At 62.1% G+C, this 21539-nt stretch carries 20 protein-coding genes and 1 pseudogene; 3 read left to right on the forward strand and 18 right to left on the reverse strand.

Going from position 1 to position 21539, the window contains the following annotated elements; translation table 11 throughout:
- Positions 1-267: 267 nt before the first annotated feature.
- The 13 genes and pseudogenes from ACHMXK_RS20330 to ACHMXK_RS20390 form a co-directional block, all read right to left on the reverse strand.
- Positions 268-732 carry a hypothetical protein gene (locus tag ACHMXK_RS20330; RefSeq protein WP_397442332.1) on the reverse strand — a complete coding sequence of 155 codons (465 nt, stop codon included), beginning with the start codon at positions 730-732 and terminating at the stop codon, positions 268-270.
- 178 nt (positions 733-910) lie between these two features.
- On the reverse strand, positions 911-1060 hold the full coding sequence (locus ACHMXK_RS20335) for a hypothetical protein (protein ID WP_397442333.1): 150 nt from the start codon (positions 1058-1060) through the stop codon (positions 911-913).
- Positions 1061-1167: 107 nt separating this feature from the next.
- Positions 1168-2838 (reverse strand): MFS transporter, encoded by a 1671-nt coding sequence (locus ACHMXK_RS20340; RefSeq protein WP_397442335.1) that lies wholly within the window; start codon positions 2836-2838, stop codon positions 1168-1170.
- Between the two features lie 181 nt (positions 2839-3019).
- A complete protein-coding gene (locus ACHMXK_RS20345; protein WP_397442575.1) occupies positions 3020-3661 on the reverse strand; it encodes a 2-hydroxychromene-2-carboxylate isomerase in 642 nt (213 codons plus the stop codon).
- 29 nt (positions 3662-3690) lie between these two features.
- Positions 3691-4425 (reverse strand): YbaK/EbsC family protein, encoded by a 735-nt coding sequence (locus ACHMXK_RS20350; protein WP_397442336.1) that lies wholly within the window; start codon positions 4423-4425, stop codon positions 3691-3693.
- 20 nt (positions 4426-4445) lie between these two features.
- Positions 4446-5354, reverse strand: coding sequence for a hydroxymethylglutaryl-CoA lyase (locus tag ACHMXK_RS20355; protein ID WP_397442337.1), 909 nt, complete (start codon positions 5352-5354; stop codon positions 4446-4448).
- A gap of 4 nt (positions 5355-5358) precedes the next feature.
- A pseudogene (locus ACHMXK_RS20360) lies at positions 5359-6289 on the reverse strand (2-hydroxyacid dehydrogenase).
- Between the two features lie 24 nt (positions 6290-6313).
- Positions 6314-8308: an acetyl/propionyl/methylcrotonyl-CoA carboxylase subunit alpha gene (locus tag ACHMXK_RS20365; RefSeq protein WP_397442338.1), complete on the reverse strand. Its 1995-nt coding sequence runs from the start codon at positions 8306-8308 to the stop codon at positions 6314-6316.
- Positions 8301-8972 (reverse strand): DUF4126 domain-containing protein, encoded by a 672-nt coding sequence (locus tag ACHMXK_RS20370; RefSeq protein ID WP_397442339.1) that lies wholly within the window; start codon positions 8970-8972, stop codon positions 8301-8303. The genes ACHMXK_RS20365 and ACHMXK_RS20370 overlap by 8 nt, the downstream gene beginning before the upstream one ends.
- 1 nt (position 8973) lies before the next feature.
- Complete coding sequence (locus ACHMXK_RS20375; RefSeq protein ID WP_397442340.1) at positions 8974-10119, reverse strand: dienelactone hydrolase family protein; 1146 nt, start codon at positions 10117-10119, stop codon at positions 8974-8976.
- 23 nt (positions 10120-10142) lie between these two features.
- Complete coding sequence (locus ACHMXK_RS20380) at positions 10143-10928, reverse strand: enoyl-CoA hydratase/isomerase family protein (protein ID WP_397442341.1); 786 nt, start codon at positions 10926-10928, stop codon at positions 10143-10145.
- A gap of 10 nt (positions 10929-10938) precedes the next feature.
- The gene (locus ACHMXK_RS20385; protein WP_397442342.1) at positions 10939-12078 is read right to left on the reverse strand and encodes an acyl-CoA dehydrogenase family protein; all 1140 of its coding nucleotides are present in this window, start codon (positions 12076-12078) and stop codon (positions 10939-10941) included.
- 12 nt (positions 12079-12090) lie between these two features.
- Positions 12091-13725: a carboxyl transferase domain-containing protein gene (locus ACHMXK_RS20390; protein ID WP_397442343.1), complete on the reverse strand. Its 1635-nt coding sequence runs from the start codon at positions 13723-13725 to the stop codon at positions 12091-12093.
- Positions 13726-13891: 166 nt separating this feature from the next.
- On the opposite strand from ACHMXK_RS20390, the gene ACHMXK_RS20395 reads away from it, so the two are divergent.
- On the forward strand, positions 13892-14941 hold the full coding sequence (locus tag ACHMXK_RS20395; protein ID WP_397442344.1) for an AraC family transcriptional regulator: 1050 nt from the start codon (positions 13892-13894) through the stop codon (positions 14939-14941).
- 64 nt (positions 14942-15005) lie between these two features.
- Entirely contained in the window at positions 15006-15851 is an 846-nt protein-coding gene (locus ACHMXK_RS20400; RefSeq protein WP_397442345.1) for a hypothetical protein, read from the forward strand.
- A 96-nt stretch (positions 15852-15947) separates the two neighbouring features.
- On the opposite strand, the gene ACHMXK_RS20405 is transcribed toward ACHMXK_RS20400, so the two are convergent.
- Positions 15948-16268, reverse strand: coding sequence for a YchJ family protein (locus ACHMXK_RS20405; RefSeq protein ID WP_397442576.1), 321 nt, complete (start codon positions 16266-16268; stop codon positions 15948-15950).
- A 27-nt stretch (positions 16269-16295) separates the two neighbouring features.
- Complete coding sequence (locus tag ACHMXK_RS20410; protein WP_397442346.1) at positions 16296-17045, reverse strand: DUF2182 domain-containing protein; 750 nt, start codon at positions 17043-17045, stop codon at positions 16296-16298.
- 294 nt (positions 17046-17339) lie between these two features.
- Here ACHMXK_RS20410 and ACHMXK_RS20415 point away from each other — a divergent pair, with 294 nt between their 5' ends.
- Positions 17340-17954 (forward strand): DUF1326 domain-containing protein, encoded by a 615-nt coding sequence (locus ACHMXK_RS20415; protein ID WP_397442347.1) that lies wholly within the window; start codon positions 17340-17342, stop codon positions 17952-17954.
- A 389-nt stretch (positions 17955-18343) separates the two neighbouring features.
- Here ACHMXK_RS20415 and ACHMXK_RS20420 read toward each other — a convergent pair whose 3' ends face one another.
- The 3 genes from ACHMXK_RS20420 to ACHMXK_RS20430 form a co-directional block, all read right to left on the reverse strand.
- Complete coding sequence (locus tag ACHMXK_RS20420; protein ID WP_397442348.1) at positions 18344-18724, reverse strand: YciI family protein; 381 nt, start codon at positions 18722-18724, stop codon at positions 18344-18346.
- Positions 18725-18865: 141 nt separating this feature from the next.
- Positions 18866-20026, reverse strand: coding sequence for an aminotransferase class V-fold PLP-dependent enzyme (locus tag ACHMXK_RS20425; RefSeq protein ID WP_397442349.1), 1161 nt, complete (start codon positions 20024-20026; stop codon positions 18866-18868).
- Between the two features lie 91 nt (positions 20027-20117).
- Entirely contained in the window at positions 20118-21530 is a 1413-nt protein-coding gene (locus ACHMXK_RS20430; protein ID WP_397442351.1) for a patatin-like phospholipase family protein, read from the reverse strand.
- Positions 21531-21539: the final 9 nt, after the last annotated feature.

Consider the following 21539-nt stretch of genomic DNA (forward strand, 5'->3'; position numbering starts at 1 on the left):
AAGCCCACGTGTTACCAGGGTTTCGTCTGGTTTTTGGGAGGCGTGCAGGCGCCATCGTGCGGCATTGAAGGAAACCGCAACCCAGGCTAGGGGGCAAACTTATCGCGCTCGCCGCCTGCAGTCAGGCCAGCCTGGCGCGCCAAGCCAAGTTGACGCGACCAAGGCCAGAGGCGACGCCAACGAGGGGGAACGCTAAAGCGGAGAAATCAAGCGCTGAGCCGAGGACCGCGACGGACGTGACACGCTGGCGGCATACACCGCCACGTCTCAGTCGTACAGGGCGCTTTGAAGTTCCTTGAACTTCTCCGGCCCGACGGCATCCTTGATTTTGGGCGCCAGCTCCTGCAACTGGGCCAGGTTACCCGCAGCTTCCACCGCCAGGTTGAGCCTGAAGCCGCGCAGGCCCAGACTCGCCGTCAGCCGTGTGGCGATCGGGTAGGCCTTTGAATAATGCGCTTGTTCGTTCTGGGTAGGCGGGGCGCCGGCGACCGACGTTGGGGCGGGCTGTGGCGTCGCAACAGGCGCGGCGGCGACGCTGGCCGCCAGCAAACCCAAGGTCACCAGATGAGTCACATCCTCTGCCGTGACACTCAAACCGGCGGTTGCTTTGAGCACCTCGTCGGCACTGCGTTTGCCGTCAAACATGATGAACGCCGAGCGCTGCCGCGGCGTGAGTGCAACAGATCGGCTCTGGAACGCTGTTTGCCCCAGTTCCGTCTTTGTATAAATCATCGGCTTGTCTCCAATCAATGCACTGGGCTCCTCCCTGAGGAACTTAGAGACGCTGTTGTTGTGTTTCTATTTTTCTCGCGTTTGATTCAATTTAACCCATTTTTGACGCGTCATGCACTATTTTTGGGCGCAGCCACACCGATGCAAACACAACACCCCCACCGACGTGGCCGGCCCGTCAGGCCGCAGCAGCTACTTTCGTCACAACCTGCGTGGGCATTTGCAAAGCACCGTGCTTTTCGCCGCCCATATCAATATCTCCGCCCTTGGCGAGCATGTACAAGGCCAGGCCCGCAAAAACAACAAAGGCCACCGCAATTTTCCACATCGTCATTCTCCAAAAAAAAAGACCCCCGGCAAATGATGGCGAGGGCCAAAAATTTATAAAAACCAATCGGGCAACACAGGCGGTTAAGCCTGTGTTGCCGTACGCGTTCAGTCTTTGGCGTAAATGTTCACGTCCTTGGTTTCCTTGATGAACAAGGTACCGATCACAAAGGTCATGCCGGCAATGATGATGGGGTACCACAAGCCGTTGTACATATTGCCGGTCTGCGCCACGATGGCAAATGCCGTGGTGGGCAACAGGCCGCCGAACCAGCCGTTACCGATGTGGTAAGGCAAGCTCATCGATGTATAACGAATGCGCGTCGGGAACAACTCCACAAGCATCGCGGCGATCGGGCCGTACACCATGGTCACCAGCAAAACCAGCCAGAACAACAAGGCCACCGTGAGGAGCTTGTTCATCTTGGCCGGATCCGCCTTGGTCGGGTAACCGGCCAGTTTCAGGTCTTCAGCCACTTCTTTCTTGAACGCGGCAATGGCCTTGGCGGAAGCTTCGTCAAACTTGAGGTTGGCCACCGTCCCGCCAGGCGCCTGCACAGTCTTGTCACCAATCTTGACGACGGCAGGCGAACCTGCAGGGCCGGCGACGTTGTCATAACTCACCGAGTTTTGCACCAGGTAACGTTTGGCAATGTCGCACGAGCTTTTGAAGTCAATCTCACGTGCCACAGGGTTACCCTGGAACGAGCAGGTCGCTGGATCGGCCGTCACCACGACGCCGGCGGTAGCTTGTGCCTTGGCCAGGTCAGGGTTGGCAGCTTCCGTGATCATCTTGAAGACCGGGAAGTAGGTGACCACGGCCAGCAGGCAACCAGCCATGATGATGGGCTTGCGGCCTATCTTGTCGGACAACATGCCGAACACCACGAAGAAAGGTGTACCCAGCAGCAGCGCGGCGGCAATCATCAGGTTGGCACTGGTGTTGTCCACCTTGAGCTGTTGCGTCAGGAAGAACAAGGCGTAAAACTGACCCGAGTACCAGACCACGGCCTGCCCGGCGGTCAGGCCGATCAGCGCGAGGATCACGATCTTCAGGTTTTTCCACTGACCAAAGGACTCGGCCAACGGTGCCTTGGAGGTTTTGCCTTCGGCCTTCATTTTCTGGAAAGCTGGCGACTCGGACAGCGACAAGCGAATCCAGACCGAGATGCCCAGCAGGAAAATGGATGCCAGGAAGGGAATACGCCAGCCCCAGTCACCAAACGCCTGCTCACCCAGCCAGGTGCGCACACCCAGAATCACCAGCAAGCTCAGGAACAGGCCCAAGGTGGCCGTGGTCTGAATCCACGAGGTGTAAGCACCACGTTTGCCATGGGGAGAGTGCTCCGCCACGTAAACCGCCGCACCGCCGTACTCACCGCCCAGTGCCAGGCCTTGCAACATGCGCAGGGCAATCAGGATCACCGGCGCCGCCACACCAATCGTGGCATAGCTGGGCAGCAGGCCAACGATGAATGTCGACAAACCCATGATCAGGATGGTCACCAGGAAGGTGTATTTGCGACCAATCATGTCACCGAGGCGGCCAAACAGCAGGGCGCCGAAAGGACGCACGATGAAGCCGGCGGCAAACGCGAGCAGGGCAAAGATGAAAGCTGCGCCTGCATCCAGTCCGCTGAAGAACTGTTTGGCAATGATGGCGGCGAGCGAACCGTACAGATAAAAGTCGTACCACTCAAACACGGTGCCGAGCGACGAGGCGAAGATGACCTTCTTCTCCTCCGCTGTCATCGGCCGGTCAGGAGCTGCTGTTGACATGATTTAGTCTCCAAATAATAGTGGCCCCCGAGATGGAAGGCTGGACAGATTATTTTGGGCGTCACTGACCCTGCTCTGACTTGAAACCAACAGGAGCTTGCACGAAACTTATGCGGGGCTGACAAGTTAAGGGGAAACCCGCAAGAAAGTTTTCAGCATGCGGAGAACGGGCCGCCAAGGCCTATTTTTGGCGCGTGACACCAGGCGCAAATTGACAGGCCGCCGACCAGTCGGGACCGTCAAACCAGGCATCCCCCAACAGGAAAGCGCGCAACATGGGCAGCGCATCCAGCCCCCAAAACACCTTGCCGTCCACCACCATGGCCGGCACACCAAACACACCCTGCGCAATCGCTTCATCGCTGTGCGCCTTCAACTGCGCTTTGACGTCGGCCCCGTTGACGTCGCGAGGCGGCGCCAGTTGCGCCGTCAGCGCGGCCAGCCGCTGCACATCACTGGCCTCCGCGCCTTCGCCCCAGACATGCCGAAACAAGGTTTCGCAGACATAACGGTTGGGTGTGCCATGGGCATCACAAGCCGCAGCCAACCGCAGCAGGGGCAAGGGATTGAACGGATGGGTGGCAGGCAGTTGCAGCGTGATGCCGTGCTGATGCGCCAGCCACAAGACCTGGCGATAGGTCCACTCGCGCTTGCCGGAAATTTCAGCCGGGCCCAGTTGTCCATGATGTTTCAAAAGGCCGGCAAAAAGCAGCGGCTTGTAAGTGACGCTGTAGCTGATGCCTTTCAGGGCTTCCGGCAGTTTTTCGAACGCCAGGTAGGCATAGGGCGAAATAAAGTCGAAATAAAAGGTGATGTGTTTCATGGCCGTGGCTGCAGGCGCAGTATGCGAGGTCATGGTTGCAAAGCCGCCATACGCTGCTCAATCAGGTCCCACACAGCACGCTTGCCGCCATCGGAGGCCTGGCTCCAGGCGGCGATTTCGTCGCGTGTGCGAAAGCAGCCTTCGCACAGTCCGCTGGCCGAACTCATGCGGCAGATGGAAATACAAGGAGAAGGAATATCCACGGTCTCGGCCTTGATGGCGCGGGCGCGAAACGTCACCAGATCAATCGCGTGTTGCAAAGCAACCCGCTCCTGCACCGGATCCACCGCAACATCGGCCACCGGTGCGCCGGTCAGGGTTTGCAATTGCTGCGGACTCAGCTTGAACACGCCATGCGGATGGCCGGCTGCGGCCCAGATGTCGTCAAACCGAAACAAAGTCTGGTCGATCAGCGTGATGGACGGGCTGGCATGCGCCAGCGGCGACACCCCACCAATCGAAAAACCGGTGCGCGTCTTGACAAACTCCGCATCGGCACGGCCCAAGCGTTTTCCGTCAGGACACACCAGGGCTTCGACTTTTCTTTCATCCACGCGCTGGTCACCGGCCGTGACAACCAGCACCGCCGCGTCGTCCGACTTGCGGCGAAAAATGATGCTTTTGGCGATCTGCCCCAACATGATGCCCAACGCGTCGGCCGCCTGCTGCGCAGTGCGCGCCGCATCGTCCAGCATGATCGGGGAATGCGGGTGGTTGTGCGCCTCCAGCACAGCGGCAACGCGCTGAACGCCCTCAGGCAACACGGTCAACTCTGCACCACACATCAGCCAGCCCTCTTGTTCAGCAAAGCGGTGGCCGCCCGCGAGTTGGGTTTGCGCTCCAAAAAGTCACTGATGAATTTTCCAGCATCAATCAGCTTGTCGAGATCGATGCCGGTGTCTATGCCCATGCCTTGCAGCAGGTAGACCACATCTTCCGTTGCCACATTGCCGGTAGCACCTTTGGCATAAGGACAGCCACCCAGACCGGCGCACGAGGTGTCGTATTGCCAGATGCCCATTTGCAGGCAGATCAGCGTGTTGCCCAGGGCCTGGCCATAGGTGTCGTGAAAATGGCCAGACAGCTCATCGAGAGAAAAATGCTGCAGAGCCGCGTCCATCGCCCGCTGCACTTTCAGCGGCGTGCCCACACCAATCGTGTCGGCCACCCCGACATGTTGCACGCCGATGTCCTTGAGCAGACGTGCCACCATGCCGACCCGCTCAGGCGCAATCTCACCTTCGTAAGGGCAGCCCACCGCGCAGGAAATCGCGGCGCGTACATGGATGTTTTGCGCCCGCGCCGCGGCGACCACAGGCCGGAAACGTTCTATGCTTTCGGCAATCGAGCAGTTGATGTTGCGCTGGCTGAACGCCTCGCTGGCCGCGGCAAACACCACGACCTCATCGGGCTTGGACAACACTGCCGCCTCGAAGCCCTGCATATTCGGCGTCAGCACCGAATAACTGACACCAGGCTGGCGTGTGATGCCGGCCATCACCTCCGCGTTGTCGGCCATTTGCGGCACCCATTTGGGCGAGACAAAACTGGTGACCTCGATGTCCATCAGCCCGGCATGCTGCAGCCTGTGTACCAGCTCGATCTTGACCGCCGCGGGCACCGGCTGTTTCTCATTTTGCAGGCCATCGCGTGGACCGACATCGACCAGTTTGACTTTGGCGGGAAGGTTCATGCGTTCAGTATCCCTTCTTCGGGTCAACCACACCGGCAAGACTGGCAATGTCCTGCCCGCCCTGCAGCGCCACGATCTTGCCGGCAATCTGCGCAATACTTTCCTCGCGCAGGGTACGGGCCGAGGTGTGCGGCGTGATCGTGATTTTGGGATGTTGCCAGAAGGCATGGGCGGCCGGCAAGGGTTCGGTCCGAAAAACATCCAGTGTCGCGCCGGCCAGATGGCCACTGTCAATCAGCGCCATCAGGTCCTCGTCCACCAGGTGGGCGCCGCGCGCCACGTTGATGACATAAGCGCCAGACAGCAGCCGGGACAAGGTTTGCCGGTTCATGATGTTTTGCGTCTCCGGCGTCAGTGGCAACAGGCAGACCAGGATGCGGGTGCTGGCCAGGAAATCCTGAAAACCGTCATCCCCCGAAAAACAAGTCACGCCGTCCACGTTTTTGGCCGACCGACTCCAGCCGCGCACCGGGAAATCAAACTGCGTCAGCGTCCTGGCGACCCGCTCACCCAGCGTCCCCAGCCCCATGACGCCGACCGGAAAGTCAGCACGCAGCTGCGGTTTGCGGTAAGACCAACGGCCCTGCTGGATATCGGCCTCGTAAGCATCAAACTCCCGAAAATGCCGGATCACCGCGTGGCTGACATATTCAGCCATTTGCACCGACATGCCGGCGTCGTCCAGCCGCACCACTCGGGCCTGGGGCGGCAAAACGCAGCTTCATCAAGGCATCGACGCCCGCGCCTATATTGAACAAGGCCTTGAGTTGCGGCTGTTCGTCGAAAAATTGCTGGGGCGGCGCCCAGACCACGGCATAGTCGGCGGGCTCGGCGCCGGGCGCCCACAGCTCCACGCTGTCGGCCGGAAACGCCGCACGCAAACCTGCCAACCAGGGATCAGGCTTGGCATCGGTGCAGCAAAAAGTAATTTTCATCGTGTCATCATCTCTATTGGGTTGTCAGGCAGCCATTTTTAGAAGCTCCGCGCCTTCGGTGACCTGGTCGCCGGGAGCGTATAACAGCTCCTGAACCACACCGTCGGCGGGCGCCGCAATTGTGTGCTCCATTTTCATCGCTTCCATCACGGCCAGCGCCTGGCCTTTGCTGACGGTGTCGCCCGCCTTCACGGCAAACGACACCACCTTGCCAGGCATGGGCGCGGTCAGCCGGCCTATTTCACCATGGCTTTCCCCTGCATGCGCCAGCCGGTCGATCACCGTGATCTGGGTCGCGCCCTGCCGGGCAAACACATGCACCACCTCGCCACGGCGATAAATGGCCGCAGCCAGGCGCTGTTCGCCGAATTGGATATCCACCACGTTCCCGCTGCGCGAAAACACCAGCCGGCCGTCCTGGCCGCCGGCGGCCAGGTGCAAGCTGCCGTCATGCTGGTAGGTCAGCTCGGCCTGCTCGGCGGCCTGGTCATGAAACTCGAATTCGAAACGCCGCAGCGCCACACCGTGCGCGCGCCAGCCGTCCCGTTTGCTGAAGGGGTCGTCCGTCTCCTGCGCTTTTTCCTCCAGCAGGGTCAGCACCACGGCGGCGGCGGCGGCCACGGGCAGGCCGATTTTTTCCTGATTGAACAACACGGCCTGCTCGCGCGGGATCAGCGCGGTATCGAGGTCCGCCTCGGCAAACGAGCGGCTTTGCACCACATGGCGCAAAAACTGCACATTGGTGCTCAAACCCACGATGTGGACCTGCGCCAGTGCTTCATCCATACGCGCCAGCGCCTGCTCGCGGGTATCCCCGTGCACGATCAGCTTGGCGATCATCGAGTCGTAAAACGGCGAGATGGTGTCGCCTTCCCGCACGCCCGCGTCCACACGCACCAAGCCACGTTCGAAAGACACACAATCGGGCAAGCCATACACATGCAGGCGGCCGGTCGCCGGTAGAAAATTGTTATCCGGGTTTTCGGCGCAGATACGCGCCTCGATGGCGTGGCCATGGATGCGCAACTGCTCCTGCGCCAGAGGCAATTTCTCGCCCGAGGCCACGCGCAACTGCCACTCCACCAGGTCCAGCCCGGTGATCGCTTCCGTCACCGGGTGCTCCACCTGCAGCCGGGTATTCATTTCCATGAAGAAGAAATTCATGCTGCCGTCGGCACGTTGCTCGACGATGAATTCCACCGTGCCCGCACCGACATAGTTGACCGCACGTGCCGCGGCCACCGCGGCTTCGCCCATTTGCTGGCGCATGGACGCCGTCATGCCGGGCGCAGGCGCCTCTTCCAGCACTTTCTGGTGCCGTCGCTGGACGGAACAATCCCGCTCGAACAAATAAACGTAGTTGCCGAAGGTGTCGCCAAACACCTGGATTTCAATATGGCGCGGGCGCTGCGCGTATTTCTCCACCAGCACCGCGTCGTCGCCAAAACTGCTGATGGCTTCGCGTTTGCAGGAGGCCAGCGCGGCATCGAAGTCTTCGGCCTTGTCGACGGCACGCATGCCTTTTCCGCCACCACCAGCACTGGCCTTGATCAGCACCGGATAACCGATGCGGTCGGCTTCGCGCTTGAGCAGCGCCGGGTCCTGGTCGCTGCCGTGGTAACCCGGCACCAGCGGCACGCCGGCTTTTTCCATCAGCTGTTTGGACTCGGCCTTCAGGCCCATGGCCTTGATGGCCGACGCGGGCGGGCCGATAAAAACCAGGCCAGCGCGGGCACAGGCTTGCGCAAACTCCTCGTTCTCGCTCAAAAATCCATACCCCGGATGAATCGCCTCGGCGCCCGTGGCTTGGGCCGCCTCTATGATTTTTTCCCAGCGCAGGTAGCTGTCCTTGGGCGCGCTACCGCCTATGTGAATGGCTTCGTCACACACGCTGACATGTTTGGCGCCAGCGTCCGCATCCGAATACACGGCCACGGTCTGGATCGCCATGCGCCTGGCGGTGGCGGCCACGCGGCAAGCTATCTCACCTCGGTTCGCAATTAGTATTTTTTTAAACATGTCTGTCGTTCTTTGAAAAAGGGGACTTGAGATGAAAGGCCGGCGGCAAACCGGGATCGGGTTTGCCGCTGAAAATGCGGGCGACACGCGCAAACAGCAGCTTCAGGAAACGCCAGCAATGGCGGATCAGCCAGACGCTGAGGATCAGCACCAGCACCAGCAAGCCGACAAACACCAGGGGATGGGCTATGGCCAGCCACAGGCCCGCGGGCACCATGCTGTCTTCCACCAGAGAGGCACCGACATTGGTGAAGGGTTCGGGTGAGGTGTTGATGGCCGCCCGGCTGGTGGCTTTGGCCGCATGGCTGGTCGCCGCCAGCGTGCCACCCATCAGGGCCGCGACCAGCGCGATCAGTCCGTTGTCGGCGCCGAACACACCGGCGGCCAGGGCTGCACCGGCCGGAATACGGATCACGGTATGCACCACGTCCCACAAGGAATCCAGCCCCGGAATCTTGTCGGCAAAAAACTCGACAAACACCGTGAAACCGCTGGCACCCAGCACCACCGGGTGGGCCAGCAGGTGCAGGCCAGGCGGCAACTGAATCCAGCCCATGAAGCCCGCCAGGCCGGTCAGCAACACAACCAGGTAAAGGCGCACGCCACTGGCCCAGCCCAGCGCACCGGCCAGGGCAATCAGTTGTGCGGTGTCCAGTGTCTGCATGTCACACCCCTTCTGACCAGACGACCACGTCGTCCACCGAATACAGCTTGCACGGCTTTTTGCCATGGCGAGCACAACTTTCGAGTGCGCGTTTCAGGGGGTCTTCCCCGCCGTCTGCCCAGCCCCACGCACCATCCGGCCCGATGGCAAAGGCCCGCGGAATGAATTTGGTCAGGTAGACCTTGTACCCGGCGCGCCCCGTGTCTTTGACATACGGCAGTTTGCCCTCATCCTCCAGCGGTGCAAACGCCGTTGGAGACGGAACGGGCGTCAAGCCGGCCATTTTGAATGCCGAGAAATCAGGCTGGGGTTCGCTGGGAAGGCCCACGGACGCCAGCAACCGGGAAACTTCAGGCTGCCAGATCGGCTGCCCGGCACGCGAGCCAAACATGGCATGCGAATCGGACCCGAACTTGCCGAAAGCAATCAGCCTGGCCTTGCCGCCGGCTGCCGTGTATTGATCGAACATGGCATGGAAGGTAGCGGTATTGAAGTAGCTGTCGTTGTCCCCATAAAACCAGACCGAAGGCAGGCTGGTTTCCCTGGCATAGGCCGCCGCACTGCGCGCCAGGTTGTTTTCCCAAGCTGCGCAGCTTTCCTGGCGCAGACCGCCGGCAAAGTTGACCAGCGCCTTCACGCCAGGATAAGCCTGCGCGCCAAATGCCAGCGTGGTCCAGCCCCCGTGGGACTGACCAAGCACCACGATGTTGTTTTTGTCCGCCCACGGCTGGGCCGTCACGTAATCCAGCACGGCCTTGACGTCGCCCGCCTGCGCCCGGCCATTGCTTTCAACATTGCAACCACCCCCGACATAGGTGCCGCCGGATTTGGAGAAGCCCTGGCGCATGGGCACCACGACCGCGTAACCCCGCTGCAGGAAATAGCGCGCCGCCGTGGCCGGCCGGTAACGCGCCTGAAAGCGCGAATCGCCGTAAGCCTTGCCGTGGTTGATGACGGCAATGGGGAACGGCCCCGCCCCTTCGGGCTTATACAGCGTGGTTTCCAGATGGATTGTGAACAGCCCCGTTTTGGGGACCTGGATCACGGTTTCGTTGAGCGACGCATCCATGCCGTCGGCCTGCGCCAAGGCCGGGGATAGCCCGGCACCCAGCAGCACGGCGGCAAGAAAAATAGGCTTCAGGTTCATGGCTGATGTCGCGGTTGCCCGCCTCAGGCAGGCAGCAGCCAGTTCGGCTTGCGTTTTTGCAGGAAGGATTGCACGCCTTCGCGGCCCTCGTCACTCACACGGATGTCGGCGATGGCTTGGACCGTCATCTCTCGCAACACCGGGCTGATCTCCTGCCCTGCGACGTCCTGCACCAGCGTTTTGCACAGTCGCACGGCCTCGGGGCCAGCGTTGACCAGGGTCTTCGCCAGCTCGGCCACCTTGCTGTCCAACTCAGCCGCCGTGACCACCTCGTGCACAAAACCGATGCGCAAAGCTTCGGCGGCATCAAAACGTTCGGCCGTCAGAAAATAGCGGTGCGCCGCGCGCGCACCCATGGCCCGGATCACATAGGGGCTGATGGTCGCGGGGATCAGGCCCAGCTTCACCTCGCTGAGGCAGTAACCCGCGGTGTCCACCGACACCGCCATGTCACAGGCCGCCACCAGGCCGGTGCCGCCGGCATACACATCGCCCTGCACGCGCGCAATCGTCGGCTTGGGGCAGGCGTAGATCGTTTGCAGCATCCCGGCCAAAGCACCCGCGTCGGCGAGGTTTTCCTCACGCGTGTAGCCGGCCATGCGTTTCATCCAGTTCAGGTCAGCGCCCGCACAGAAGGCTGCTCCCTTGGCGGCCAGCACAATGCAGCGCACGTCATCACGCGTGCCCAGCCCCTGAAAACAGGTCGTCAGTTCCGCAATGACCTCGTCGTTGAAGGCATTGCGGACGTCGGGCCGGTTCAGCGTGACCGTGGCCACACCCGCCTTGCAATCCAGTTCCAGATGGTTCATCAGTTCATCCTCAATAACGTTTGGCCACTTCTTCCAGCATCACTTCCGTCGCGCCGCCGCCTATGGCCAGCACCCGCGCGTCGCGCCACAGCCGTTCGATGGCGGTCTCGCGGATGTAGCCCATGCCACCATGGAATTGCTGGCAGGTCTGCACCACCTCGTTGACCAGCTCGCCCGTCAGCGCCTTGAGCATGGACACGTCCTGCACGATGTCATGGCCCTGGGTCACACGCCAGGCGCAGTGGTACATGAACTGCCGTGCGGCGCGTGTCTTGGCGTCCAGCATGGCCAGGCGCTGGCGAATGGTCTGCTGATCCCACAGCGTCCCGCCGAAAGCCTGGCGCTGGCGCACGTAGTCCAGCGTCAGCTTGAGTGCCTGCTGGCAATGGCCCACCGCCATCGCAGCCAGGGCGATACGTTCGGTCTGGAAGTTTTTCATCACCGAATAAAAACCCTTGCCCTCTTCGCCCAGCAAATTCCCCGCAGGGATACGCACGTTGTCGAAAATCAGCTCCGCCGTGTCGGACGACAACCAGCCGGTTTTCTTCAGCGCCCGGCCGACAGTGAAGCCCGGTGTGCCCTTCTCCACGATGAACATGGAGATGTCGCGCTTGCCGGGGCCGGTCTTGGCCGCGACAAAGTACAGGTCCGCATACACGCCGTTGGTGATGAACATCTTGGTGCCGTTGAGCACCCAGTCGTCCCCCTCACGCCTGGCCGTGCTGCGTATGCCCGCCACGTCCGAGCCGGCGCCCGGCTCAGTGATGCCGACGGCGGTGATCAACTCGCCGGCAATCACCTTCTTCATGTATTTGTCTTTTTGCGCCACATTGCCCGCGTGGTGCAAATGCGGGCTGGCCATGTCGGTGTGGACCAGCACGGTGATGATGAAGCCGGCAAAGGTGGACTGCGACAGCGCTTCGGCAAACACCAGGTTGGTCATGGCATCGCTGTCGGCGCCGCCGTATTTTTCCTCGTACATCAGGCCGAACAAGCCGGCCTGGCCCATACGTTTGAGCACCTCACGCGGCACACAACCCTGCTCTTCCCAGGCGGCCGCATGTGGTTCGACCTCCTTGGCGATAAAGCGGCCAATCTGGTCGCGCAGGGACTCGTATTCGGGCGTGTCGTAGATGGAGGCGTTGGACATGTCTGTTACCGGTTACATGCGGAACACGCCGAACTTCGGCTCGGGGATGGGTGCGTTCAGGCTGGCCCGCAAACCCAACGCCAACACACGTCGCGTGTCGGCCGGGTCAATCACACCGTCATCCCAGAGCCGGGCGCTGGAGTAATAAGGATGGGACTGGTGCTCGAACTGGTCCAGCATGGGCTGCTTGAAGGCTTTTTCTTCCTCGGCACTCCAGCTGCCGCCCTTGGCCTCGATGGCGTCGCGCCGCACACTGGCCAGCACCGAGGATGCCTGCTCGCCGCCCATGACGCAGATACGTGCATTCGGCCACATCCACAAAAAGCGCGGGCTGTAGGCCCGGCCACACATGCCGTAGTTGCCGGCACCAAAGCTGCCGCCGATGATGATGGTGAACTTGGGCACCTGGGCCGTGGCCACCGCCATCACCATCTTGGCGCCATGGCGCGCAATGCCTTCGGCTTCGTATTTGCGACCCACCATGAAGCCGGTGATGTTCTGCAAAAACACCAGGGGGATTTTCCGCTGGCAACACAGTTCGATGAAATGCGCGCCCTTTTGCGCCGACTCGCTGAACAAAATGCCGTTGTTGGCGATGATGCCGACCGGCATGCCTTCGATGTGTGCAAAACCGGTCACCAGGGTGCTGCCAAAACGCGCCTTGAATTCGTCGAACTCGCTGCCGTCCACGATGCGGGCGATGATCTCGCGCACATCGTAAGGTTTGCGGGTATCGGTGGGCACCACGCCGTAGACCTCTTCCGCTACATATTCAGGAGCTACTGGCGCCCGTCCCATATGGGCTGGAGCCTCTTTTTGCTTGTAATTCGTGTTCAGGTTGCCAATTGCAGCCCGCGCCAGCGCCAGCGCATGCGCGTCGTTTTGCGCGAGGTAGTCGGCCACGCCGGACAGGCGGGTGTGCACATCGCCGCCGCCCAGGTCTTCGGCCGTGACAATTTCACCGGTGGCGGCTTTCACCAGCGGCGGGCCGCCCAGAAAAATCGTGCCCTGGTTCTTGACGATGATGGTTTCGTCGCTCATGGCCGGCACGTAGGCGCCGCCCGCCGTGCAACTGCCCATGACGACGGCGATCTGCGCAATACCCTGCGCACTCATGTTGGCCTGGTTGTAAAAAATGCGGCCAAAATGATCCCTATCGGGAAACACCTCGTCCTGGTTCGGCAAGTTGGCGCCACCCGAATCCACCAGGTAAATACACGGCAGCCGGTTCTGCATCGCCACTTCCTGCGCGCGCAGATGTTTCTTGACCGTCATCGGGTAATAGGTGCCGCCCTTGACCGTGGCGTCGTTGCACACAATCATGCAGTCCACACCGCTGACGCGGCCTATACCCGTGATCACCCCGGCGCAGGGCGCGCTGTCGCTGCCGTCGCGGTCCGGGTACATCGCGTACGCGGCCAGCGGCGACAACTCCAGGAAAGGCGTACCGGGGTCCAGCAGCATCTGCACCCGCTCACGCGGCGGCAGTTTGCCACGCGCCATGTGTTTGGCACGGGCCGCTTCGCCGCCACCGGCGGCGGCTTTGCCGACCTGGACCTGCAGGTCTTGCACCAGGGCACGCATAGCGGCCGCGTTGGCCTGAAAGTCGGCCGAACGGGCGTTGAGTTTGGTTTCCAGAACTGGCATGTGTCTCCTCTGTTCAATTCGCGCGGCTGCGGTGCGGGGGCCTGTGCCTGCGGACAGGGCCGGATCAAGCCACACCTTAACGCCAAACCCGCAGCTTAGGCCCAAAATGGGCCAAATGCTCGCCACACAGGTTGCAAATCGTGCCAGACTTCGCGAAACTTGACCCATGCCTGCCCGCACCGCGCCAGAAACCGCTAGCCCGCCTATTGCCGCCACACCCATGGCCTTTGCACGGGTGATCGTTGCGGCTTACCAGCGCTACGGCCAAAGCCCCGCCAGCGCACTCAGACAGGCACAGATCACGCCAGCCAGGCTGCAACAGGCCGAGGCCCGCATCACCGCCCGCCAGATGGAGGTTTTGTCCGGCGCGGCCATGCAGGCGCTGGACGACGAAGCGCTGGGCGCCTTCTCACGCAAGCTGCCCTGGGGCAGCTACGGCATGCTGGCCCGGGCCTCGCTCAGCGCGCCGGATCTGGGCGTGGCGCTCAAGCGCTGGTGCCGCCACCATGGGCTGCTGGCCGACGACATCCAGCTCAAGCTGGTAATCACCGGTGACAGCGCCGCCATCACCATCGCGGAACGCGCCGATCTGGGCCGCCATGGCCCCGCTGCACGCGAGTTCTGCCTGGTGCATGTGCTGCGCAACATCCACGGCCTGGCCTGCTGGTACATCGACTCGCGCATTCCGCTGCAGGGCGCGCGTTTTCCCTTTGCCGCGCCGCCACATGCGGACGCCTACGCACTGATGTTTCCCGGGCCGCTGCAGTTCGACGCGACCCAGGCCGCGATTCGTTTTGACGCGCGTTACCTGGCCCTGCCACTGCGGCGTGATGAAAAAGCACTGCGGCAGATGTTGCAGCGCGCCCTGCCGCTGACCGTGCTGCAGTACCGGCGCGACCGCCTGCTGATGCAACAGGTGCGCCAGACCCTGAGCGCCTACCCCGACCAGGCACACAACGCCGACGGCATCGCGGCACTGCTGAACATCTCCACGCGCACGCTGCACCGGCAGTTGAAGGAAGAAGGCGCGTCGCTGCAGGCGCTGAAAGACGAGGTGCGTTTCGAGCGTGCGAAGGACTTGCTCAACCGCAGCGACAAACCCGTCAAGCAGGTGGCAACGGCGGCGGGTTTCAAAAACGACAAAAGTTTTATCCGGGCTTTCCGGCAGGCGACCGGGCTGTCGCCGGCTGAATTCAGACGCCAACTTCCGGAGTAACCCGCAGACGCCGCGATGCCCAGGCCCCCTAGACTCCTCTGTATTCAAAAAACGAGGAGACACCATGCGTACCCTGTTGATTCGCCCCCTGCTTTCCGCCGCCCTAGTCCTCGCCGTTCTCTTCGGCGCCGCCACCGGCGTGCTGGCCCAGACCAAACCCAAGGTGCTGGACCTCGGCCCCGACAAGCCGGCCTCGGCCATCTACATCGGCAACAGTTTTTTCTATTACAACAACAGCCTGCACAACCATGTGGGCCAGTTGATCAGCGCCGGCCAGCCAGGCTTCAAGCACCGCGCCAGCTCGGCCACCATCAGCGGCTCGGGTTTCGACTGGCATGACGTGGAGAGCTACTTCCGCCCCAACGCCGTTGGCTCTTATTCCTTCGGCGCCAACAACGTCGTCACGTTCAACAAGCTGGACCGCTTGTTCGACCTGGCCATCATGATGGACTGCAGCCAGTGCCCGCTGCACCCGCAGCTCAAAACGATTTTCAAGGAGTACGCGAAGAAACACGCCGACACGGTGCGCAAACATGGCGCCAAGCCGGTGTTCTTCATGTCGTGGGCTTACCAGGATGTGCCGTCCATGACGGCCGAACTCGCCGAGGCCTACACCCAGGCCGGCAACGACAACAACGCCCTGGTCATTCCCGCCGGCCTGGCCTTCGCGAAGTCCATCGTCAAAATGCCAGAGCTGAACCTGTACGTGGCCGACAAACGCCACCCCAGCCTGGCCGGCAGCTACCTGGCCGCGTGCACAACCTATGCGTCGCTGTTCAAGTCCTCACCGGTGGACCTGAAATACACCGCGGGCCTGGACCCGGCCATTGCGCGGCATTTGCAGACGGTGGCTTGGGAGACGGTGCAGGAATATTTCAGCCGCATGCGCTCCCCGGGCGTGAGCGACTAGCCACATTCTTCCAACAGCTCGCGCAGCACGTCATTGTTTACTCACTTATCAATAGCTGACTGCAGCCGTCCTTCTTGGACTAGAGCCACTTTTTACTTAAAACGGGTCGCCATCGACGTAACACCAGCGCCCCGACTCCCGCACTAAGCGGCTGCGTTCGTGCATCCGGACCACACGGACAGATTCGCGCAAGCGCGCAACAAACGCCAACTCGGCGCGGTCGGCGTCAATGACACGGTGCGAACACACGTCCAGCCCCGACCCTTTCGCGGCCAGGTTCAGCGTCAGGTCGGTGGGGCGGATGCTGGCATGCCAGTTTGCCAGCAGGTCGTCCGGGCGGCCCAGTACAAACGCGCTGTAGCGCGAGCGCATCAGCGACTCGGCGTCGGGTGCGGGCGTGGCGGCGTTCTCGTTCAGGCAGGGGCCGCAGCAGGCTGTTGGCGCCTAGCTCACGAGGGCCAGCAACTTGACCAGACCTGCCGCAATCAGCCCAAGCCCAAGGGCCGACGCCAGTCGTTCTCCTCTCGGCGCCAATTTCTCAATCGCGACGGCAATCGACAGCGCGGCGATCCAGGCGAGGTTCATGACCCCGCCCACGAAAAGCAGGGCCATCAGCGCCCAGCAACAGCCTACGCAGAACAGGCCATGCCGCACCCCCATCACGAAGGCACCATACAAGCCGGCGCGCCACTCCCCGAGCAGGAAACCCATCGGTGTACGACAGCGCGAAAGGCAGACCTGTTTGAGGCGCGAAAACTGATAGACACCGGCGACGAACAGCAACAGTGCCGTCAGCAAGGTCGACGTGCTGACGATCATCGGATTGACCCAGCCCATGGCTTGCAGTGCCCACTGTGCCGCCGTGGCCCCCGCGCTGAAGGTGACCCAGACGAACAGGTAGGCGGCAACGAAGCTGAGCCCTCGCGCCCGCTCTCCGCTGTGCATGCCCAGCTTGACGAAGGTCAGGATCATCGGTAGTGCCGACGGCAACATCATCGCGGCCATCATGAGCGCCCACATGGTCCAGATCGCCAGCACGCTGGCCGTGCTCCAGTTTGAAGAGCCCGGCATCGTCAGTTGCGCAAACGGTTGGCTCATGTCGACCGCGATCCAGGCCAAAAACATCCAACCGATCACGCTGATTGCCAGGATCCCCGTCGCCAGCCTTGGCTGCCGGACAATGAGGGTGGTCATGCCTTGTGACGCGCTGTCAGCCGAATCAGGCGCTTGCCGTCGCATCGATCACCGTCCTTTGCCAGTTGACGAACTTCCTCGAACGATGCGCGTGTTTCTGCAGGCCGTCAAGCCGGGTGACTTCCATTTCGACAGGCGCTACTTGCCAATGCGCACGTTGCCGGCATGGTCAAGATGCCAAATTGCGGACGCTCAAACATCGGCATAAACTGTTTTGGCTGCGGTCGCAGCGGCAGCGGATCCGTTCCCTGCACACGGATATTCGAACGGCACCTTCATTCAAGGAGTACCGCTATGTCTACCTGGCAAATCTCCGGTCAATACATGGAGACATGCAATTGCGCATTTCTCTGCCCCTGCATCGCCTCCAACCTCACGGCGCGGCCGACCGAAGGTGACTGCAAGGCGGCGGTCACCCTGCACATCGACAAAGGCGTGAAGGACGGCATCAAGCTCGACGGGCTGTCGTTCGTTGTCATGATGCATTCGCCGGGCGCCATGGGCGAAGGCAACATAACCGTCGGGCTTATCGTCGACGACTCCGCTTCGGATCAGCAGCTTGACGCGATCAGTGCCATCGCCACGGGGTCGGCCGGGGGCCCGATGGCCGCGCTCGCACCGCTCGTCGGCAAGATTGCAGGCGTCGAGCGGCGGCCCATCCGCTTCGAGGCCGACGGACTGAATCGCTCCATGAGCGCAGGTGAGTTGGTTGACCAGGCTTGCGAAGGTATCGCGAGTGCCGTCGCCCCCGGCCAGGCCATCGGCATTGACAACACCGCGCATCCCGTGAACAGCCGACTGTCTCTTGCCAAGGCGAAGCGCAGCAGTTTTCACGCTTTCGGCATCGACTGGGATGACGCCACCGGCACGCGCAACGGCCACTTTGCGCCCTTCGCCTGGGCGGCTTGATTTCTCAGATCGTGGGAAGGCGTTGTCCAGCGCCAGACTTTTAACGCCTGCTGATTTCTGACCGGAACGCCGCTATGGGAACGTGCCCGACACGCCTTGCAACGAGGGCCGTTTCAGTCATCGCGCGCGACTGGGGATGTCCCCGCCCTTCCTGCAAGCCGTGAATCCTGCCACGGCTTTCCACCGCCCTGCGAATCGTCTTGAGTTCGCGCATCAGGCCTTCGTTACGGCGCTAGCGCAGCAAAGACCCACTACTCAGTCACCCAGCAACCGCCTGGTGCCACTTCTCCAGCCCGAACAGCCGAACGCGAAAGGTCTTGAAATTCACACCTTCGTCGCATGGCCGTGGCACGCTGGCGGCGGTTTTTTCTTCCGCCGTGCTGAATGCTTTATTTGCTGGGCGTCATCTCGAAGAAACCAATCGGATGCACCTCAATCCCCCAGCCCACGCTCTCGCCCAAGGTCGCCGCCGGATGCAGCGAAGCCACCCGCACCGCCTCGTCTTTATCCGCGGCCTCAATGATGAAGAAGCCGCCCACCATTTCCTTGGCCTCGGCATAAGGCCCGTCGGTCACCTGCGGCTTGCCGCCGCGCGGTCGCAGGGCGAAAGCGGCTTGCGGGCCTTCAAGCGAAGCGCTCACGACCAGGTGGCCGGTCTTTTTGAGTTCGGCGTCTTTGGCCGGGCACTGGCTCACCAGGGCCTGCTTGTCGGCAGGCGCCATGGCGGCGAATTTTTCGGGGTTGTAGTAGGCGAGGCAGAGGTACTTCATGGTCATGTCCTTTCAAGATAAGTGAACGTCACATCAACACGACGAACGGCTGGCCCTTATTTCGACATGCATCCGCCAACTGCATCCATAAAAAAGGCTTCCACCCGGGAAGCCTTTTTTTGAACAAGAAAGAAGTTGCCTTCAGCCGGCCACATCCTCAGCCACCCGCTCGGTCAGGCCAATGCGGTCCAGCGCAGCGGCCAGGTTGGCCACCGTCTTGTCGACGTTGTGCCACTTCTCCAGCCCGAACAGACCGACACGGAAGGTCTTGAAGTCGGGGCCTTCGTCGCATTGCAGCGGCACGCCGGCCGCCGTCTGCAGGCCCTGGTCGAGAAACTTCTTGCCGGACTGGATATCCGGGTCCGTCGTGTAGCTGACCACCACGCCGGGGGCCTTGAAACCATCGGCAGCCACGCTGGGCAGGCCACGGCTTTCGAACAGCGCACGCACTTTTTTGCCCAACAATTCCTGCTCGGCCTTGACCTTGGCAAAACCGTAGGCTTGCGTTTCTTTCATGGCGGCGGACAGGCGGGTGAGCGCGTCGGTGGGCAGGGTCGCGTGGTAGGCGTGGCCACCTTTTTCGTAAGTCTCCATGATCTGCAGCCACTTCTTCAAATCGCAGGCAAAGCTGGAGCTGGTGGTGCCGTCGACGGCGGTGCGGGCGCGCTCGCTGAGCATGACCATGGCGCAGCAGGGTGAGCTGCTCCAGCCTTTTTGCGGGGCCGAGATCAACACATCGACACCGGTGGCCTTCATGTCCACCCACATGGCGCCGGAGGCGATGCAGTCGAGCACAAACAAACCACCCACGGCATGCACGGCGTCGGCCACGGCTTTGAGGTAGTGGTCGGGCAGGATCATGCCGGAGGCGGTTTCCACATGCGGGGCAAAGACGAGAGCGGGTTTTTCTTTGGCGATGGCGGCCTGCACGTCGGCAATCGCTGTGGGCGCCCAGGGGGCTTGCGCGCCCGGGCCAGTCTGGCGCGCCTTGAGCACGGTGGACGAGGCGGGGATGTGGCCCATGTCGAAAATCTGCGTCCAGCGGTAGCTGAACCAGCCGTTGCGAATCACCATGACGTGTTGGCCGGCGGCAAACTGGCGCGCCACGGCTTCCATGCCGTAGGTGCCGCTGCCGGGCACCAGCGCCACGGCGTGGGCGTTGTACACCTCTTTCAGGATGCGGGAGATGTCCGTCATCACGCCCTGGAAGCTTTTGGACATGTGGTTGAGCGCGCGGTCGGTGTAGACCACCGAAAACTCGAGCAAACCATCAGGATCGACGTTGGGCAGCAGTCCGGGCATAAGGTCCTCGCAAGGTAGTTGACATGTCGGTTGGGCAGCTTAGCACGCTGCGCCGATTTCTGGGGCTGGCCTGCGGGCGCGCCCCCTGCCCTCAAGGCGGTGACGCGGGCTGCGCAGCGGCCGATGGCAAAGAGCCCACCAGCTTCTGGAACTGGGGCGAGGCCTGCAAGACCTGGCGGCCGGCCGCAATCAGGCGGGTCACATCGTCGGGATGGATGGAAAACGCCGTGGGGATCTGCAGCAGGCGGCTGCGTTCTGCGGCTTCGGGGGCGTCGCGCAGGTTGACGTTGATCACGTACAGCTCGGCGTCTTCGGCAAAGGCGCTTTTGCCGGTGTCGTTGTCCAACTCGCGCTGCCATTGCCGGGCGGTGTCGCGCAGCAGGCCCAGGGTTTCCTGGGTGGCGCGGGCACCGGTGCCAAACAGCATGGCGTCCACCACCTGCAGGGTGCTGGGCACCTTGTCGCTTTCGTCGATACGTGCGGAGGGATCGCGCTCGGCATTGACCGCAATCAGCACCAGCTTGCGCACCGAGCCGCGCGGCAGGTCGCCCAGGGTGCGGCGTATGCCGCCGGCGCTCATGGAGCGGTCCAGCAGGCTGCGCAGGCCCAGGTTGTCGGCCACGCCGCCATCCACCAGGTGAATATAGGGCCGCGTGGTCGCGTCCTGGTAGCTGTTGAGTTGCGACAGGAACAAACGCGTGCGGTAACTGCCCGACGTGTCGGTGGGCGGCGGATCGATGGCGTCTGGCGGCTTGCAGCTGCCGGCGTAGTTTTTGACGGTGACCGGGCTCAACACCAGGGGCACGGCTGAAGAAGAGGCCACCGCAAACGACAGCGGCACGCTGGCCAGGTCGGAGCAGATCAGCGAAAACTGGTTCCACGAAAAATCGAAGCTGGCGCCCAGCGACAAATCAGTCGCCGAGATCAGCAGCCGCGGTCGCCCGGGGCGGTCCCACACGTCGGAAAAGGTCTTGCCGCGGTATAGCTCGGCCAGGCGCCGCTCCAGCAACTGGCTGCGGCCAAACCAGGGCGAGGACAACTCGATCAGGTTGACCGGATTGAGCGCCAGGCTGATCAGCGAGTCCTGAAAGTTCTGCCGCAAAAACTCGGGCTCGAAACGCTCAAAGGTTTCGGCCCCAAACGCCGCGTAATAAGCCGCAACAATGCTGCCGCCGGACACACCGCTGACAAAATTAACATGGTCGAGCAACGAGACCTGGCGGCCTTTGGTCACCAGGGGCGTCTGGTGCAAGGTCTGCAACACCCCGTAGCCAAACGCGGCGGCGCGCGCACCGCCGCCTGACAGGGTGACCGCCACCATCATGCTCGGGTCTTCCGAGGCGATGCCCACCACCGCACCGACCCGGTCGGGGTCGGGCGGCACCACGCCATCCACCAGGGGTGCGTTGATCCACGGCCGGGTGCTGCTGGCGCAACCCACCAGCGTCACCGCCAGCAAGACCAGGGCCCAGCGGCGACACCAGGACATCAGCGGGCGGGCCATGGTGCTTCC

It is taken from the genome of Polaromonas sp. UC242_47, from assembly GCF_044452385.1.
Lineage (GTDB): Bacteria > Pseudomonadota > Gammaproteobacteria > Burkholderiales > Burkholderiaceae_C > Polaromonas.